The following is a 14,829-nucleotide window of genomic DNA, read 5'->3' as shown; positions in this document are numbered from 1 at the left end:
ACATGCCCGTCGCCTGCTGACCCGGCGGTCAGCCGTCGACGTTGACAACGTTGCCAATCCCAGCGTCCCGTCAGCCGCGTCCGAGCGTCAAGAAGACAAGGGAGACAAGAACTCCCCGCCGGTGCTGCCGAGCACTGCGCCGCTGGTCGGAACCGCGGACGGTCAGCGTGCGGTGAATCGCGCCGAGGCCTCGCGCAAGGCGTCCAGTGCGGCCCGGACCCCGCCGTGGGATTCCTCGCCCGCCCGGCACGCCGCGATGATCGTGCGGTTCAGCGCCGGACGGGTGGCGACAATGCGGACGCCGTCCGGGACCGGGCCGCGGGCGAGCCGCGGCACCAGCGCGGCGCCCGCGTTGCCTGCCACGAGCGCCAGCTGGGTCGGGTATCCGCCGACGGTGCAGCTGATCCGCGGCTCCACCTCTTGTGCGCGCAGCACCTGCACGAGCCATTCGTGACATCCGGTACCGGCCGTCCACGCGATCCACGGCAGGTCGCCGACCTCGGCGAGGTCGACCACCCGCCGATGCGCGAGCCGGTGCCCGGCAGGCAGCGCCAGGTCCGCCACGTCGGAGAACAGCGTGACGTGCGTGGTCGCGGACGGCAGCGCGACCGGCCGGTCCGCCCAGTTCTCCACCACGACCACGTCGAGATCGCCGGCGACCACCTGCGGCAGCGTGTCCTCGGCCTCGCCCTCGCGCAGGGTCACCTCGAGCCGCGGGTGCTGCTCGCCGAGCACGGCCAGCGCCGGCGGCAGCAACGCGTGCACACAGGTGGGGATCGCGCCGATCCGCAACGGGCCCAGCACGTCCTCGCGCAGCAGCTCCAGATCGGTTCGGGCCTGCGCCAGCTGCGCGAGCACCCGTTCGGCGTGCCTGGCCAGCAGCTGCCCGGCCCGCGTCAGCCGCACCCCCCGTCCGCGCGGCACCAGCAGCTCGTGGCCCGCCTCGCGTTCGAGCTTGGCCAGCTGCTGCGAGACGCCCGACGGGGTGACGTGCAGTGCCGCGGCCGCGGCGGCCACCGAGCCGTGCTGCGCCACGGCGTTCAGCGCACGCAGGCGATCCAGGGTGAACACAGTAGTGATGCTACCGAATTCTGCGCACGAACATTCGCTTGTCCTTGACAGTCCGGACGACCAGGCTGGTGCTCGTGACCGCCACCGAACTCCCCTCCGCCCCTCCGGCCGGGCCGATCGCCGCCTTCACCGCACGGTTCAACCCGCGGCTGCTCGCCGCGGCAGGCGGGCTGTGCATCGCGTTGTCGTCGGTGTTCATCAAGGTGTCCGGCGCCAGTGGGGCGACGAGCTCGTTCTGGCGCTGTCTTTTCGCGCTCCCGGTGCTGGCCGTGCTGGCGCGCACCGAAGCACGGCGCACCGGCGTGCGGACGAAGGTCGTGCCACCGCTGCTGGCCGGTCTCGGTCTCGGCCTTGACTTCGTGCTGTGGGGCGAAGCGATCCCGCGGGTCGGGGCGGGCATCGCCACTGTGCTGCTCGCGGTTCAGGTGGTGATCGTGCCGGTGCTCGCGTTCCTGTTCCTGACCGAACGGCCGGACCGCCGGTTCCTGGTCACCGCACCGGTGCTGATCGCCGGCATCGTGCTGGCGGGCGGCTTCATCGGCGCCACGATGACCGGGCCGGACCCGCTGCTGGGCGCACTCGCCGCGCTCGCCGCCGGCGCCGGCTATTCGGTCTACCTGCTGCTGATCCGGCTCAGCAGCGGTCCCTCGACGCAGGTGCGTTCGCTGCTGCTGGCGACGCTGTCCGCGGGTGCCGTGGCGGTGGCGCTCGGCGTGCCGTTCGGCCGGCTCGACTTCGCGCCGGGCTGGCCCGCGCTCGGCTGGCTCGTGGCGCTGAGCCTGATCGGCCAGGTCGCCGGCTGGCTGCTGATCGCCGGGGCGCTGCCGCGCATGCCGTCCGCGACCGGCGCGGCGCTCATGCTGCTGCAGCCGGTCGGCGCGGTGGTGTTCGGGATCGTCCTGCTCGGCGAGCAGCCGAGCGTGCTGCAGCTGGTGGGCTGTGCGGTGGTGCTCGCCGCGGTGTGCTTCGCCGGACGGGGTGCGCGGCGCTGATCGGCACTGCTCGCACAGGCGTTCACGAACTCCGGCGCCGCAAGCGAGCGGATCGCGCCCGTCTCTTCACACCGCGGAACCGGGCGGGCGGCGGCTCAGCTCTCCGGGAGGCTCAGCCCGGCTCGGCGCAGGATTCCGCTTGCCAGGTCCCGGAATTCGTCGCGCCGGTGCTCGACCAGGTCGGCGGTACCCAGCAGTTCCGCGGCCAGCTCGTCCACCGGCCAGCACACCAGGGTGCCGTGCCGCGCGAGCAGCAGCCCCACGTCCCGGATGCGGTAGAGGTCCCCGGTGTCGAGCCAGGCGTAGAGCAGGATCTGCCACAGCCATCGCGCGACGCGTCCCGGATCGCGCACGGTGACCACGGTCTTCACGTCGACGAGCGTGGCCGTGCCGTCACCGATGCCTGCTTCCGGGTCGATCCGGCCGAGCAGCAGGTCACCGTCGGCCCAGCCGGGGACGATCGTCGGGCCCGCGATGCCCAGCTGGGTGCCCTCCGGTGGCACACCCGCGAGCCGGCGCAGCTCCCACAGCACACCACGTTCGTGCAGGCGCCGGGCCAGGCCGGTCAGCTCGGTCACCACCTCGTCGCCGGGGAGCGCGCGCAACTGGTCGATCGTGCCGCCGCCGTCGACGACCCGGCCGAGCCGCGGATCCGTCTCGCCGGAGCGGTAGATGTCCTCGCACGCCGAAAGCACCCACGCGGTCCGGGCGAGCCCGGCCTCCGCGCCGGGCTCGCCGAGCAGCCCCGGCGGGGCGTGCCGGGCCTGGTAGCGGCGGGCACGGGCGAGGAAATCCGCCCACAGCAGCGGCGCGCCGGGGACCGGGTCGATGTCCGGGAATCCGTCCCCGAGGTCCAACCAGGTGGTGGCGGCCGGCCGGATGTTCAGCGCCCGTGCCCGGTATTCCCCGGGAAGCCCGGCGTGGGTCGGGTAGGCCGCGGCTTGATCGTGCGCCCAGGCAGCGCCGCCCCACTGCGCCCGCAGCATGCCCAGCAGCGCGTAGTACGGCGGGGCGGCCTGGACGAGGTCCGCGACTCGCTGCCCGAACGCTCCGCCGACCTGGGCCCAATGCTGCCGCGGCGGTCGCGCGAGCGCCGGGCGGACCGGATGCACGCCGTGGACGGCTTCTTCCACCCGTCGCGCGGCCAGCGGCGTGCCGGTGAACACGCGCGCGCACCACCGCGAAAGGAGGCCCGCAGGGTCGGCCAGCTCGGACGTCAGCGACATGCCTGTTCCCGCTTCACTCCGGCAGTATGGCTCTTGGCCGCCAGAGCGCGAGCGTCAGCCGTTTCCGGACTCGAGGAACGGCAGCAACAGGCTGACCAGCTCGCGCGGGCGGTCCAGCGGAATGAGGTGACCGCAGTCCGGCAGCAGGTGCGTGGTCAGGTCGTCGGCAAGCGGGCGCAGTTGCCGTTCCAGCGCGTCGCCGACCGGATGCGCGCCGACCGTCATCGCCGGTACGGTCAGCCGGGTCCTCGCCGCCTCCTCGGTGAGCTGCCTGGCGTTTTCCGGGAACGCGCGGTAATAGCCGAATGCGCACCGCAACGCCTCCGGACCGGTGTAGGCCTCGGCGAAGGCCGCGCGCAAGTGCGGTGCGATACCGCGGCCGTGCGTGCCCTGGTCCACGAACCAGCCGACGTACTCCGCCTCGTGTCCGGAAAGGACGGTCTCGGCGAGACCGGGTACCGCGTGGAAGCCGAACCACCACGGCGGCCCGCCGGCGAGGAAGTCCTCGGCGCCCGGCAACGGGCCTGCCAGCGACTCCATCAGGACCAGCCGGCGGACCCGCTCCGGACGGCGCAGCGCGAACAGCAACGCTGCCGGCACGGACAGGTCGATCGCGACCACCGCGGCGTCCGGTTCGGACAGTGCGTCGAGCAGCGCTTCGAGATCACCGCCGATCGTGGCGGCGTCGAATCCACCTTCCGGACGGCTGCTCGCACCAAGGCCGCGCAGGTCCGGTGCGACCACGCGGTACCGCTCCGCCAGCGGGCCGAACACCTCGCTCCAGAGCTCGCGGGTGTGCGGAAACCCGTGCAACAGGACGACAACGGGGCCGGTTCCGGCGAGCGCCACGCTGAGCCGCACCCCGTGCACCGCGATCTCGCGCACCTCGACCGGCGCAGCGCCGGCGGGAACGAGGGTGTCCATGACTGCCTCCCGTGGTTACCATTGGTTACCAGCACACGTTAGGCAACCAGCGCCGTGCCGCCAAGAACGCACTTTCCGATCAGGTGGTGAACCCGAGGTGACCTCCCCCGCCCGCCGAGCTCCCGGTGCCCGCGGCGACCTGTTCGATCCGGCCTGCCCGACCCGGCAGCTGCTGGACCGGATCGGCACCAAGTGGACGTCGATGACGGTCAAGGTGCTCGCCGAGGCCGCACCGGACGAGGTCCGGTTCGCCGACCTGCGGCGCCGGATTCCCGGCGTGTCACAGAAAATGCTCTCGGTCACGCTGCGCAGCCTGACCCGCGACGGGCTCGTCGACCGCCGCGTCGAGGAGTCCGTGCCACCGCGGGTGCACTACCGGCTGACCGCGCTGGGCACGTCGCTGGAGGCGGCATTGGCGGTGCTGCGCACCTGGGCGGAGGACCACATGGCCGAGATCGACCGGACCAACCTCTCGGCCGACCGCCCCGGTTGAACGGCCCCGGTGCGGCGAGGCGCGTCCGCGGCAGCGGAACTGTCCACCCGGTACAGTCCGAGCGTGCTCAAGAAGACACTCTCCGCAAGTTTCGTGCTCGTCGCCGCCGCCGGACTCGCGGCCTGCTCCAACCCGACCGGGAAGTCCTGGGCGATCAGCTACGAGGTGACCGCCGACCACACCGCTACCGCGACCAGGATCAGCTACGGGCAGTCCGCCGACCGCTATCAGGACGACGTCGCCCAGCACGAGCTGACCGGCCCGCTCGGACTGCCGTGGAAGCAGGACGTGGTGGTCAGCGCCGGCCGTGACGCCTCGGTGACCGCGACCCCGTCCGGCGCCGTCACGCTCAGCTGCCGGATCCTGCTCGACAAGGAGAAGGAACTCGCGAAGTCCACCTCGCCCTCCCCCGGCAAGCCGGTGACCTGCACCCACACCACGGATTCCTGACCGCGGCACGACACCCGGCCGTCGACCGGGTGTTTCCGGCGCCCGGCCCACCCTGCCGGAGTCCGAAATGGAGGGACGGACCTGCTCGCCGGCGCACCCGGACGGCCACCGCTGCCCCGGGCATCTGCGGCCCCCGGATCGCCACGACGAACGGCGAGCTCGCGGCACAATCTCGGGCAGCCACCGGAAAGCGTGCGCATCCTGTCCACCGAACCCGCTGCGGTGGAGGACGGTCTGACCATCCAGTCGCCGTCCTCCCGACCCTCGCGCCCGCCAACGCCGGCCGCAAACGCGAACCGGTCGCGCCCGGCCGTCCAACCCTGCAGCGCTCCGCCACCGCTACGCAGACGCGCTCAGCACCAACCCCAGCACCCCGCCGACGCGCTGAACCGGGCACTTCCCGGGCAACCGCGCACCGGCCGGTGCCTAGGGGTGCCGGACAGACGTTTGTGGGTGGTGGCTCGGATGTTGCCGGGCGTGTCGGGGGTTTCAGTTGTTGCCAGATCAGCAGTGTGTGTTGATCGAGGATCTGCTGCCGGTGGGTACTGGTGAGCGAGTGCGTCCGTTGTCGGATGGCCGGTGACGGCATGGAGGGCACGGTGCTGCAGCGGTTATTGGCGGCAGCGGATGCGGCCGGGGAGATCGGCTGGGCGGTGTCGGTGGATTCCACGATCGCGCGGGCGCATCAGCGCGCCACCACCATCAGGCGTGTCACCGGGGACTGAGCCGAACTACACGGATCTGCTCACCGAGTCGCCTGACCACGCGAAGTGTCGCTCCCGCATCGGCTGGAGCACAAAGGCCCACCGTGATATGGCCGACGGCAACGGCCGGCCGCTGGTCACCGTGATCGAGCCCGGCCAGGCCGGATACGCAGCAAATGTTCCCGCACCCTCATGCGGCGGCTGCACGTCACTGGCGCGGTCGGGCCCGCACCCGGCCCGACCACGCCCCGGGCCGACAAGGCCTGCTCCCCACCAGCGATCCGCCGGCATGCACACCGTGATCACCCAGACCAACGCCTAGCCCGGCAGATCGCCCGTTGCGGCGAAGTCCAGGCGTCGCGAGACCGATACGGCCTGGTCGGCGAAACGCTCGTAGAACCGGGTGACCAGGGTCAGCGCCACTGCGACCCGCTGGTCGTGCGGCCACTGCGGTGCGGTGATCGTGGCCAGGACGCGGGCGTGCAGGGCGTCGACCGTCTCGTCGGTGCGGCGCAGTTCGGCGTAGCCGCCCTGTCCGCCACCGCGGATCAGCTCCGCCACGCGGTCGGCCATCCCTGCGGTTTCCGCGCCCAGTTCGGTGAACACCGATTCCAGCTCGGACGGCACCACCCGGTCCGGGTGCATCCGGCGGGCGGTGCCGGCGATGTGTGCGGCCAGGTCACCCATCCGCTCGACCTTCTCCGCGCAGTAGACCACCGCGAGCACGCCGCGCAGATCCCCGGCGACCGGGGCCTGCAGCGCCAGCAGGGCGTATGCGTCCTCCTCGCAGGCCGCGCGCCGCGCGTCGAGCTCGTCGTCGGCACCGAGGACTTGTTCGGCCACCGGCAGATCCGCGGTCAGCAACGCCCGGCTGGCACGCCGCATCGCCTCGGCCGCGGCGTCGGCCATCTCCGCCAGTTGCCGGTTCAGCCGGTGCAGATCGTCCTGATAGCCGTCGCGCATGTCGCGACTTTACTGACGCTCGCCGACCAAGTCGGCTTCGGCCGGCTCGAACCGGTGCCCGCCTTCGTGCCCGCCCGGCACGCGGCAGGCCACGCCGTCGTCCGACCGCGCCGCACACCCGGCCGCTGACTCGAGCACCCGGCGGCCCGGCCACCAGCGCAGCCACCACTGGCCCACTGCGACCGGCGCGGCATGTTCGTGCCCGTGCCCGGCTTCGAGCTCGCAGTACAGCTCCGGGTCCGTGCCGCGGACCGCCATGCTCCGCAGCACCGACCGTTCCCGTCCGGAAAGCTCCACCGATTCCCGGCACAGCACACCATCGGCCATGGCACCAAGCCTAAGCGCTGTGCGCCGTCCGGGCGCACCGGACGCCACCACCGGCGCGTCGCCGCAGGTCCCGGCCGGTCACCCGGCCACGAGCAGCTCGATCGCGGTGCCGACGGAGGCCAGCGCGGACTCGTCCCGGGCGGCCAGCGCGACCACGAACGCACCCTGGATCAGCGCGAGCACCGCGTCCGCCAGCAGCTCCACCGGAGCCTCGCCGCGGACCTCCCCACGTTCCCGGCCGAGGCGCAGCAGCTCCGCGATCCGTTCCCGCCAGCCGGCCAGGTCCCCGGCCAGCTGCTCGCGGAAAGCGTCGTGTTCCGCGGCCATCTCGGTGGCGAGCTTGCCGGTCAGGCAGGCCCGCCGGTGCCCGGAGGCGACGAACCGGTCGGCCATCGCGCGGAAGTACCCGGCCAGCAACGCGGGCACCGGCAGATCGGCACGCCCGCTCCATTCGGTCAGCTGGTCGAACTGGAACTGCATGTACCGCGTGAGCACCTGGCGGGCGAACGTCTCCTTCGACCCGAAATGGTGGTAGAAGGACCCCTTCGGCACACCGGAACCTTCGAGGATCCGGTCGATCGTCGTGCCGTGGAACCCGTGTGCGTACAGCTGCCGCAAGCCCTCACGCAGCAGCTTCTCGCGGTGCGGAACGGTGGTCGGCGTGCTCATCGGCGGCCTTCTTCGCGGTCCGGTGTCGGCGCCCGAGAGTGTAGCGTCGGTGATCTTCGGCAGCAGCCCTCCGGCGACGCCGCGAAGCCGGACCACCGGACGCCAACCGTCCACCCGGTCCTCGACGGCCGCCGGTACGCGGCTTCGCCCGGCCGTCCACACCGGAGCCGGCACCGGCCCGGAAGCGCGGGCGGAAGCGGATTTCCGTTGCCGGGAAACACTTCCCCCGCAGCCCGGACCGGCAGACGGCAGTGGATCAGCCGTTGACCCGCGCCAGGAGCGCGAACAGGTTCTCCCAGTGCCGCTTCTCGCCTTCTTCGTGATAGGCCGCGGTGTCGGTCATCGTGTAGCCGTGCTCGGCGCCCTCGTAGACCTCGGAGCGGTAGGTGACCCCGGCATCGTCCAGCGCCTGTTCGAGGGTCTTGATCTGCTCGGCGCTCATCGAGTGGTCCTGGTCGGCGTGGCCGAAGTAGACCTCGCCGGTGATCGCGCCGACCCGCCGGTGCGGGCTGTCCGGTTCGTCGGTGGCCAGCCGCCCGCCGTGGAAGCTCGCGATCGCCTTGACCCGGTCCGGCAGCGCCTCGATCACCTTCAGCGCGTTCAGCCCGCCCATGCAGTACCCGGTGATCACGACCGGGTCCGCGGCGACGCCGTCCTGCGCGTGGAAGTAGTCCAGGTACTTCTCCGCGTCCCTGGTGATCGCGTCGGTGTCCAGCTGCCCGATCAGCGGCATGATCTTGCCGAAGATCGCCTCGCGCTTGCTCGCGTCGGCCAGGTCCGCCATGTCCGGCACCAACGGCGACCGTGCGCCGCGGTAGAGCAGGTTCGGTACGAGCACCGCGTAGCCCGCTTCGGCGATCCGGTCCGCCATCTCCTCGAGCCGCGGGCGGACTCCGAACGCGTCCATGAAGAGCAGCACTCCCGGGTGCGGCCCGCCGTCCGGGACGACCAGGTACGAGTCGGCGACCCCGTCACCGGCCGGAACGTCCACGTTTTCCTTGCGCATGCGCTGTCACTCCTGACACTCGTCACTCGTGTGCGCGATCAATCTATCCCCGCTCGGCGCAGCGGCGTTCTGCGGGGATTGGTGCCGCTCCCGGTGCTGCGAGGCGGAAAAGATCAGCGCCCGAAGAGTCCGGAGGAAGTGGTGAAGTCCGCTTTACCCGGCTGTGGACCGGGCCGCCGCCAGCTCCCGCACCCGGCCCCGTGCCGCGGCCAGTGACGCGGCGGCGAGATCTGCCAGCCCGGCCAGCGCCGGAAGGTCACCGACCCTCGTCAGCTCCGCGTGCACGAACTCCAGCCGCCCCGGCGACACCCCCAGGTTGGTCAGGTAGGCCCGCAGATACGGCTCCTGGAAGTCGAAACCCTCCCGCGGGGTGCCCGGACCGTAACCGCCTCCCCGCGCGCTGACCACGACGAAGTCCTTGTCCGCCAAGAGCTTCCGGCCGGTCTCCGGATCGGTGAACACGCCGGGGAAGGAGATCCGGTCGATCCACAGCTTCAGCGCGGCGGGCACGCCGAAGTTGTACATCGGCACACCCAGCAGCACGGTGCCCGCATCGCGCAGTTCGGTGACCAGCGGCCGGGTCAGCTCCCATTCGCGCCGTTCGGCTTCGTCGGCGACCAGACCGGCGATGGCGGCCAGGGACAGCACGCCACGGCGTTCGGTGCGGCGGCCGAGACGGGCGTAAGCAGCACTGATCAGCGCTACCGGATCGGCCGAAAGGTCGCGGTGGCACACCTTCCCGCCGCCCCGCCGCCATTCCCCGGCGAACTGCGCGGTCAGCCGCCTGCTCACGGATTCCGCGCGGTCCGCACTCGAATCCAGGTACAGCAGGGGCGCTAACATCTCGGGCATCCGGCTCCTCTCCTCGGCACGGCCATCCGGGGTTCCCACCTGCACGACGGATCAGGACGGGGAAAGGTGACCGATGAGTGATCACGACCGGCTCGCACGCGGGTTCGAGGCACAGCGCCCACGGCTGCACGCGCTGGCCTACCGCATGCTGGGCTCCGCGGCCGAAGCCGAGGACGCCGTACAGGAGGCCTGGCTGCGGCTCGGCCGTGCGCCCGAGCCGGGCAACCTCGCCGGATGGCTCACCACCGTGGTCTCCCGGCTGTGCCTCGACATCCTGCGTGCCCGCCGGGAGACGCCGGTCGAGCAGATCCCGGAAACCGCCGCACGGAACGCGCCGGAGGACGAGATCGTGCTCGCCGGAGAGGTCGGGCGCGCACTGCTGGTGGTGCTCGACCGGCTGGCCCCGGCCGAACGGATCGCGTTCGTGCTGCACGACCTCTTCGCGGTGCCGTTCGACGCGATCGGCCCGATCCTCGACCGCACGCCGGCCACCGCGAAGAAACTCGCCAGCCGGGCGCGCGGGCGCGTCCGCGGCACGCCGGCGGTGCCCGCCGCGGACCTCGCCCGGCATCAAGAGGTGGTGACAGCGTTCCTCGCCGCCGCCCGCGGCGGGGACCTCGGGACCCTGCTCGATGTGCTCGCGCCGGAGGTGGTCCGGCACGCCGATCCGGCCGCCCTGCCGCCCGGCGTCCCGGCGGTGCTGCGCGGCAGGGCCGACGTCGCCCGCGGGACCAGGACTTTCGCCGGCCGGGCCGCATTCGCCGAACCGGCGCTGATCGACGGGGACGCCGGCCTGGTCCTCGCTCCGGCGGGCCGGCTCGTCGGCCTGCTGAAAATCGAGGTAAGGGCGCATCGCGTCGTTGCGTATGAAGTGGTTGCGGAGCCGGCACGGCTGGCTGCCAGCACAATTGCGCTGCTTACCGGCAACGCGGTATAGGTCGTTTTCTGTCCGCCCCCCGATCTACGGGTGAACAATCCGCAGGTCAGAGTGCAGTTTTCGGCCAGTCGGCGGGGTGTGAGGGAAACCGGGTTTTTCCCACAACTCCGCCGAAGGGGTAGCCTCCCCGTCTGTATGGGGTGGCCGCCCCGGTCCTGCCTGGTTTCGCGACCGGGAAGGACCCACTCGCATGACCAAGCACGACCTGCCGTACGGAGTCGAACGCTCCGGACGCGGCGCACTCCCGTTCAAAGCCCGCCTGAAAGACCCGATCACCGGCGAGCGATGGCGCGGCGGCGACGGTTTCCCCGGTTCCAAGAACTTCGCCGACGAGTGGGAAGCCGACGCGTGGCGGCGCGGCAAGCAACGCGAACTCGACGCCCTGTACAGCCGGTACCAGCCGCTCGACACGACCACCGCCGCCGGACGCCGCCGGGACATCCGCCTGTCGGCTCTGGCCGACGCGGCGCAGAAGTCCTATCCGAAGGGCAAGACCACCGGCGAGCTGTACAACCGGCGCGTCAAGTTCTGCGCAAAGCACCTGGGCGACCCGTTGATCCGCGCCGTGACCGAGGCCGACGCGCACCGGGCGATCATGTCCGGCGCAGCCTCGACCCGGCCCTACACGCTCTCTGCCCTGCGCACAGCGTTCAAGCACGCGGTGCGCGAAGGTTGGATCGACACCGACCCCACGGCCGAACTGGAGTACGTGCAGCCGCCGCGCAAACGGCAGCCGGTGCACCTGACCGACGCGCAGACGCTGGAGCTGGCCGAGCATCTCCCGCCGTCGCTGGCGATCGCCGCGAAGATCAGCCATTGGGCGGGTCTGCGCGTCGGGGAGATCCTGGGCTTGCGCGCGGACCAGCTACGCCTTGACGAGAGGGGTCTGTTCGTCAGCCGAGTGATGCTCGACAACGGGGAACTCCAGGACTTCCCGAAAGGCAGGGAGGTCACGTGGCGCGGCCTCACCGCGAAGCTGGCCGACGCGCTCGCCGAGCACATCGACGTCCACGGGGTCGCCGCCACCGGCGAACTGGTGCACCTGGACGGACGGCGGATGAAGAACCAGCGGGAGTTCCGCACGCTGTTTTACGCGGCGCGCGACGCGGCGGGAATGCCCTCCGATCTCCAGTTCCGTGACGGCAGGCCCGCGCTGGTGACCCGCCTCGCCCGTTCCGGCGCGCCGGTGCTGGCGGTCATGGACGCGGTCGGGCACAAGAACGTCGCCACGACCCAGCGCTACTACCGGGCCACCCCTCGCCGGGATCAGCTGGACATCCTCGACAAGGCTTTCGGCTGATCCCGGCAACACTTCGGCAGGCCCCGGTTCCCTCCACTCCGGAGCCGGGGCCTGCGACCGTTGGCGGACCCTCGCCTGCTGCCCGGTTGCCGCGACGCTTTCCGCGCCTGCCTCTCGACTGGACGCCGAGTGACCGCCGCTGCTACGGTCAGTATGCAAGTTGTTACGGCAATTGAGCGCCGCCCCTCACTGGGCGGCTAGAGCCCTAGGCGTCCCGAATGGACGGACGCACAAATCGGAATCGCTGTCCGAGGCTCGAATCTCGCTTTCGCGAGGAGCGCGCGGCTCCCGGCGGTGAGGCTGGCCCCCTGCACCGCACCATCCGGCAGGACGGTGCGGCCACCCCCTGCCCGAAGTGCGAAAGACAACACCCTCATGGACGACACCACTGTCGGCACCTACGCCGACCATTCCGAACGCACTGGCGTACCGGAAAACTCGCTCCGCTACGCAGTGTCCAAAGGCGACATTGCCGTGTTCCGCCAAGGACGCTACGGCCAGCCCACCCTGCTGACCAAGGCTGCGGTCGACGACTGGATCAACGCGAAAATCGTGGCCAGCAAACGCGAAGCCGCCCGTAAACGCAAACTCGCCACCGCCCGCGCCGCCCGCCGGGCCAAGACCCGCGCCGCCGCATGAACCCGACAGAACGAACCCGCCCGGCAGCAGATGACCGGGCGGGCACGTGCGACGCGATCGACACCGACGAAAGTTCGATCACAGTGGACGATACCGAAGTTGACGCGGTTGTGCGTCAACCGGAACAGACCTACGACCCCCGCGAACTGGCCACAGTCATCGAGAAGAAGCTGACACGGCGCGGCCTCGATCCGGTCGGCTACGACGACGGCACGTGGATCGCTAAATGCCCCGTCCACCGCGACGACGCCGAATTCGAATGGGCGATCGACGCCTACGGCGTGTACCTCGGCCGGTGTACCCGCGAATGCCTGCCGGGCGAGCTGATCGACGTTCTCGGCCTCGATCGTGGGCCCGCCTTCCCGTTCGTCACGCCGGAGAAGCGGGCAGCGCTGCGGCACGCCCGGCATGACGAAGCCGTCGAACTCGCCCGACGCGCAGCATCCGGCGAACCCGGCCGGTTCGGCGACGACACCGCCACGATCATGAAAAAGCTGCGCGTGGCGCTGAAAGACGGCGGCCTGTGGTTCGGCCGGTCCCCGCAGCGGTGGAAATGCCCCAGTTGCGGCGACACCGAACACGGTGGCATGAGGGTCACGCAGAAGCAGCGCCGGGTGCTGGCGCACTGCTACCACTGCGGCGACGAACTCGCCGGGCTCGCCCGCCTGGGCATCACGCCCGCCGACCTGTGCGTGCCGGGCCTCCGGCGCGACTACGACGGGTCCAGCCTCTTGTTCGAGTACGAAGATGCCGAAGGTGCTAAGCACTCAAAACACGGAATCTTCGGAACCTTCGTGGAATCTTCGGGCACCGCGGACAACCCGACGGAATCTTCGCCCGCTGTGGTGCGGACGCTCGCCGACGTGGAACCGGAGACCGTCACGTGGTTGTGGGGGCCTAACCGGCTGCCCGCCGGAAAGCTCATTATCCTCGACGGCGACCCATCCCAAGGGAAGTCCACCCTCGCCGTCACGCTCGCCGCGCACCTATCGACCGGCACGACATGGCCGGACGGGCAGCCATGCCCACTCGGTGACGTCGTCCTCATGTCCGCCGAAGACGGGCTAGGCGACACCGTCGTGCCTCGCTTGCTGGCAGCAGGCGGAGACCGCTCCCGGGTGCATGCCCTCACGTCAATGTCCACCGTGGACGAAGACGGCAACCGGTACGAGCGGCCCGTCACCCTCGCCGACATGGGCACGATCCACGAGACCGTGAAGCGGTACCGTGCCCGGCTGCTGATCGTTGACGTCCTCATGGCCTACATGCCGGGCACGGTGGACTCACACCGAGACCAAGACGTGCGGACCGTCCTCGCCCGCCTGGCAGCAATCGCCGACGAAACAGGCTGTGCCGTTCTTCTCCTGCGGCACCTGAACAAAGCCAGCGGCGGAAACGTCGTCTACCGGGGTGGTGGGTCCATCGGCATCATCGGCGCGGCACGTGCCGGATACGTTGTCGCACCAGACCCCGACGACGAAACACGGCGAGTCTTGGCGTGCACGAAAAACAACCTCGCCCAGATGCCGTCGAGCCTCACATACCGGCTGGAATCCACGCCGGACAGTCACGTAGCGAAAGTGGTGTGGTATGGCGAATCAGCGCACCAGGCATCCGAGTTGTTGACCACCACCACCGAAGAGGCGTCCGAGCAAAGCGACGCCGTCGCGTTCATCGACAAGTACCTCGTTGACTGCGGCGGAAAGTCCCCCGCCAAAGACGTCCTTACGCAGGGCGAAAAAGGCGGATTCACACGGTCCACTATGTACCGAGCCGCAAAGACCCTCGGGGTGAGGAAGGAGAAGGACGGTATGCGCGGCCGGTGGTGGTGGACTCATCCGGCCGACGCACCCGCCGAAGATTCCACAGACTCCCCCTCAGCTCCCGAAGATTCCACGAAGGTTCCGAAGATTCCGCGTTCTAAGGGCCTAGCACCTTCGGAACCTTCGCGGGGTGCGGCATGAACCGGGCCGAACGCCGAAAGCTGGGCCGGAAAACCTCACGCCTCCACACCCGTCACTACGCACCCGGCACGCTCGCCACCCTCATCCTCAACGCGCCCGTATGCCCGGACTGCAACTCGACGCCCGGCGTGTGGCACGACGACGCCGGGCGGGTCCTCACCGCCGGGGACCAGCTCGTGGTCGGCATCGAGCACGCCCCCACCTGTCCGACGTGGCAGCAGATCACAACGCACCGGCCGGCGTAACGGCCGAGGCACGCGGCCGGCGGGGAACCCCGACGGCCTGACCAGATGCTCCACCCCAATCCGAGAA

17 protein-coding genes are annotated in these 14,829 nt (G+C 70.7%); 9 read left to right on the top strand and 8 right to left on the bottom strand.

Annotated elements, in window-relative coordinates:
- Positions 1–162 precede the first annotated feature (162 nt).
- On the bottom strand, positions 163–1,071 hold the full coding sequence (locus tag ABD793_RS28015; RefSeq protein ID WP_344865282.1) for a LysR family transcriptional regulator: 909 nt from the start codon (positions 1,069–1,071) through the stop codon (positions 163–165).
- A 74-nt stretch (positions 1,072–1,145) separates the two neighbouring features.
- On the opposite strand from ABD793_RS28015, the gene ABD793_RS28010 reads away from it, so the two are divergent.
- Complete coding sequence (locus ABD793_RS28010) at positions 1,146–2,063, top strand: DMT family transporter (protein ID WP_344865280.1); 918 nt, start codon at positions 1,146–1,148, stop codon at positions 2,061–2,063.
- Between the two features lie 95 nt (positions 2,064–2,158).
- Here ABD793_RS28010 and ABD793_RS28005 read toward each other — a convergent pair whose 3' ends face one another.
- Together ABD793_RS28005 and ABD793_RS28000 are read right to left on the bottom strand one after the other, a co-directional pair.
- Entirely contained in the window at positions 2,159–3,289 is a 1,131-nt protein-coding gene (locus ABD793_RS28005) for a hypothetical protein (RefSeq protein WP_344865278.1), read from the bottom strand.
- A gap of 54 nt (positions 3,290–3,343) precedes the next feature.
- Complete coding sequence (locus tag ABD793_RS28000; RefSeq protein ID WP_344865276.1) at positions 3,344–4,213, bottom strand: alpha/beta fold hydrolase; 870 nt, start codon at positions 4,211–4,213, stop codon at positions 3,344–3,346.
- 97 nt (positions 4,214–4,310) lie between these two features.
- Here ABD793_RS28000 and ABD793_RS27995 point away from each other — a divergent pair, with 97 nt between their 5' ends.
- The 3 genes from ABD793_RS27995 to ABD793_RS27985 all read left to right on the top strand — a co-directional run bounded on the left by ABD793_RS27995 (position 4,311) and on the right by ABD793_RS27985 (position 5,881).
- Complete coding sequence (locus ABD793_RS27995) at positions 4,311–4,706, top strand: winged helix-turn-helix transcriptional regulator (protein ID WP_344865274.1); 396 nt, start codon at positions 4,311–4,313, stop codon at positions 4,704–4,706.
- A 63-nt stretch (positions 4,707–4,769) separates the two neighbouring features.
- Positions 4,770–5,156 carry a hypothetical protein gene (locus ABD793_RS27990; RefSeq protein ID WP_344865272.1) on the top strand — a complete coding sequence of 129 codons (387 nt, stop codon included), beginning with the start codon at positions 4,770–4,772 and terminating at the stop codon, positions 5,154–5,156.
- Between the two features lie 587 nt (positions 5,157–5,743).
- Positions 5,744–5,881 carry a hypothetical protein gene (locus ABD793_RS27985; protein ID WP_344865270.1) on the top strand — a complete coding sequence of 46 codons (138 nt, stop codon included), beginning with the start codon at positions 5,744–5,746 and terminating at the stop codon, positions 5,879–5,881.
- A gap of 297 nt (positions 5,882–6,178) precedes the next feature.
- On the opposite strand, the gene ABD793_RS27980 is transcribed toward ABD793_RS27985, so the two are convergent.
- The 5 genes from ABD793_RS27980 to ABD793_RS27960 all read right to left on the bottom strand — a co-directional run bounded on the left by ABD793_RS27980 (position 6,179) and on the right by ABD793_RS27960 (position 9,677).
- The gene (locus ABD793_RS27980; protein WP_344865268.1) at positions 6,179–6,823 is read right to left on the bottom strand and encodes a phosphate signaling complex PhoU family protein; all 645 of its coding nucleotides are present in this window, start codon (positions 6,821–6,823) and stop codon (positions 6,179–6,181) included.
- A gap of 9 nt (positions 6,824–6,832) precedes the next feature.
- A complete protein-coding gene (locus ABD793_RS27975) occupies positions 6,833–7,150 on the bottom strand; it encodes a hypothetical protein (RefSeq protein ID WP_344865266.1) in 318 nt (105 codons plus the stop codon).
- Between the two features lie 78 nt (positions 7,151–7,228).
- On the bottom strand, positions 7,229–7,819 hold the full coding sequence (locus ABD793_RS27970) for a TetR/AcrR family transcriptional regulator (RefSeq protein ID WP_344865264.1): 591 nt from the start codon (positions 7,817–7,819) through the stop codon (positions 7,229–7,231).
- 256 nt (positions 7,820–8,075) lie between these two features.
- The gene (locus tag ABD793_RS27965) at positions 8,076–8,825 is read right to left on the bottom strand and encodes a dienelactone hydrolase family protein (RefSeq protein ID WP_344865262.1); all 750 of its coding nucleotides are present in this window, start codon (positions 8,823–8,825) and stop codon (positions 8,076–8,078) included.
- A gap of 153 nt (positions 8,826–8,978) precedes the next feature.
- The gene (locus ABD793_RS27960) at positions 8,979–9,677 is read right to left on the bottom strand and encodes an FMN-dependent NADH-azoreductase (protein WP_344865260.1); all 699 of its coding nucleotides are present in this window, start codon (positions 9,675–9,677) and stop codon (positions 8,979–8,981) included.
- 73 nt (positions 9,678–9,750) lie between these two features.
- On the opposite strand from ABD793_RS27960, the gene ABD793_RS27955 reads away from it, so the two are divergent.
- The 5 genes from ABD793_RS27955 (at position 9,751) to ABD793_RS27935 (ending at position 14,762) form a co-directional block, all read left to right on the top strand.
- A complete protein-coding gene (locus tag ABD793_RS27955) occupies positions 9,751–10,614 on the top strand; it encodes a sigma-70 family RNA polymerase sigma factor (protein ID WP_344865258.1) in 864 nt (287 codons plus the stop codon).
- A gap of 190 nt (positions 10,615–10,804) precedes the next feature.
- Positions 10,805–11,914 (top strand): tyrosine-type recombinase/integrase, encoded by a 1,110-nt coding sequence (locus ABD793_RS27950; protein ID WP_344865256.1) that lies wholly within the window; start codon positions 10,805–10,807, stop codon positions 11,912–11,914.
- Between the two features lie 375 nt (positions 11,915–12,289).
- Positions 12,290–12,553 (top strand): hypothetical protein, encoded by a 264-nt coding sequence (locus ABD793_RS27945; RefSeq protein WP_344865254.1) that lies wholly within the window; start codon positions 12,290–12,292, stop codon positions 12,551–12,553.
- Positions 12,550–14,517 carry an AAA family ATPase gene (locus ABD793_RS27940; protein ID WP_344865252.1) on the top strand — a complete coding sequence of 656 codons (1,968 nt, stop codon included), beginning with the start codon at positions 12,550–12,552 and terminating at the stop codon, positions 14,515–14,517. Before ABD793_RS27945 ends, ABD793_RS27940 begins: the two co-directional genes overlap by 4 nt.
- Positions 14,514–14,762, top strand: coding sequence for a hypothetical protein (locus ABD793_RS27935; protein WP_344865250.1), 249 nt, complete (start codon positions 14,514–14,516; stop codon positions 14,760–14,762). Before ABD793_RS27940 ends, ABD793_RS27935 begins: the two co-directional genes overlap by 4 nt.
- The last annotated feature ends 67 nt before the right edge of the window (positions 14,763–14,829 follow it).

Source organism: Amycolatopsis ultiminotia (genome assembly GCF_039536925.1).
GTDB lineage: Bacteria > Actinomycetota > Actinomycetes > Mycobacteriales > Pseudonocardiaceae > Amycolatopsis > Amycolatopsis ultiminotia.
Note: the sequence above shows the minus strand (reverse complement) of the source record. Positions and strands in the feature narration are given on the sequence as shown.

Coding starts and splice junctions, on each gene's coding strand:
- ABD793_RS28005 (WP_344865278.1), bottom strand. CDS start 3,289: ATGTCGCTGACGTCCGAGCTGGCCGACCCTGCGGGCCTCCTTTCGCGG.
- ABD793_RS28000 (WP_344865276.1), bottom strand. CDS start 4,213: ATGGACACCCTCGTTCCCGCCGGCGCTGCGCCGGTCGAGGTGCGCGAG.
- ABD793_RS27985 (WP_344865270.1), top strand. CDS start 5,744: ATGGAGGGCACGGTGCTGCAGCGGTTATTGGCGGCAGCGGATGCGGCC.
- ABD793_RS27980 (WP_344865268.1), bottom strand. CDS start 6,823: ATGCGCGACGGCTATCAGGACGATCTGCACCGGCTGAACCGGCAACTG.
- ABD793_RS27975 (WP_344865266.1), bottom strand. CDS start 7,150: ATGGCCGATGGTGTGCTGTGCCGGGAATCGGTGGAGCTTTCCGGACGG.
- ABD793_RS27970 (WP_344865264.1), bottom strand. CDS start 7,819: ATGAGCACGCCGACCACCGTTCCGCACCGCGAGAAGCTGCTGCGTGAG.
- ABD793_RS27965 (WP_344865262.1), bottom strand. CDS start 8,825: ATGCGCAAGGAAAACGTGGACGTTCCGGCCGGTGACGGGGTCGCCGAC.
- ABD793_RS27960 (WP_344865260.1), bottom strand. CDS start 9,677: ATGCCCGAGATGTTAGCGCCCCTGCTGTACCTGGATTCGAGTGCGGAC.
- ABD793_RS27955 (WP_344865258.1), top strand. CDS start 9,751: ATGAGTGATCACGACCGGCTCGCACGCGGGTTCGAGGCACAGCGCCCA.
- ABD793_RS27950 (WP_344865256.1), top strand. CDS start 10,805: ATGACCAAGCACGACCTGCCGTACGGAGTCGAACGCTCCGGACGCGGC.
- ABD793_RS27945 (WP_344865254.1), top strand. CDS start 12,290: ATGGACGACACCACTGTCGGCACCTACGCCGACCATTCCGAACGCACT.
- ABD793_RS27940 (WP_344865252.1), top strand. CDS start 12,550: ATGAACCCGACAGAACGAACCCGCCCGGCAGCAGATGACCGGGCGGGC.
- ABD793_RS27935 (WP_344865250.1), top strand. CDS start 14,514: ATGAACCGGGCCGAACGCCGAAAGCTGGGCCGGAAAACCTCACGCCTC.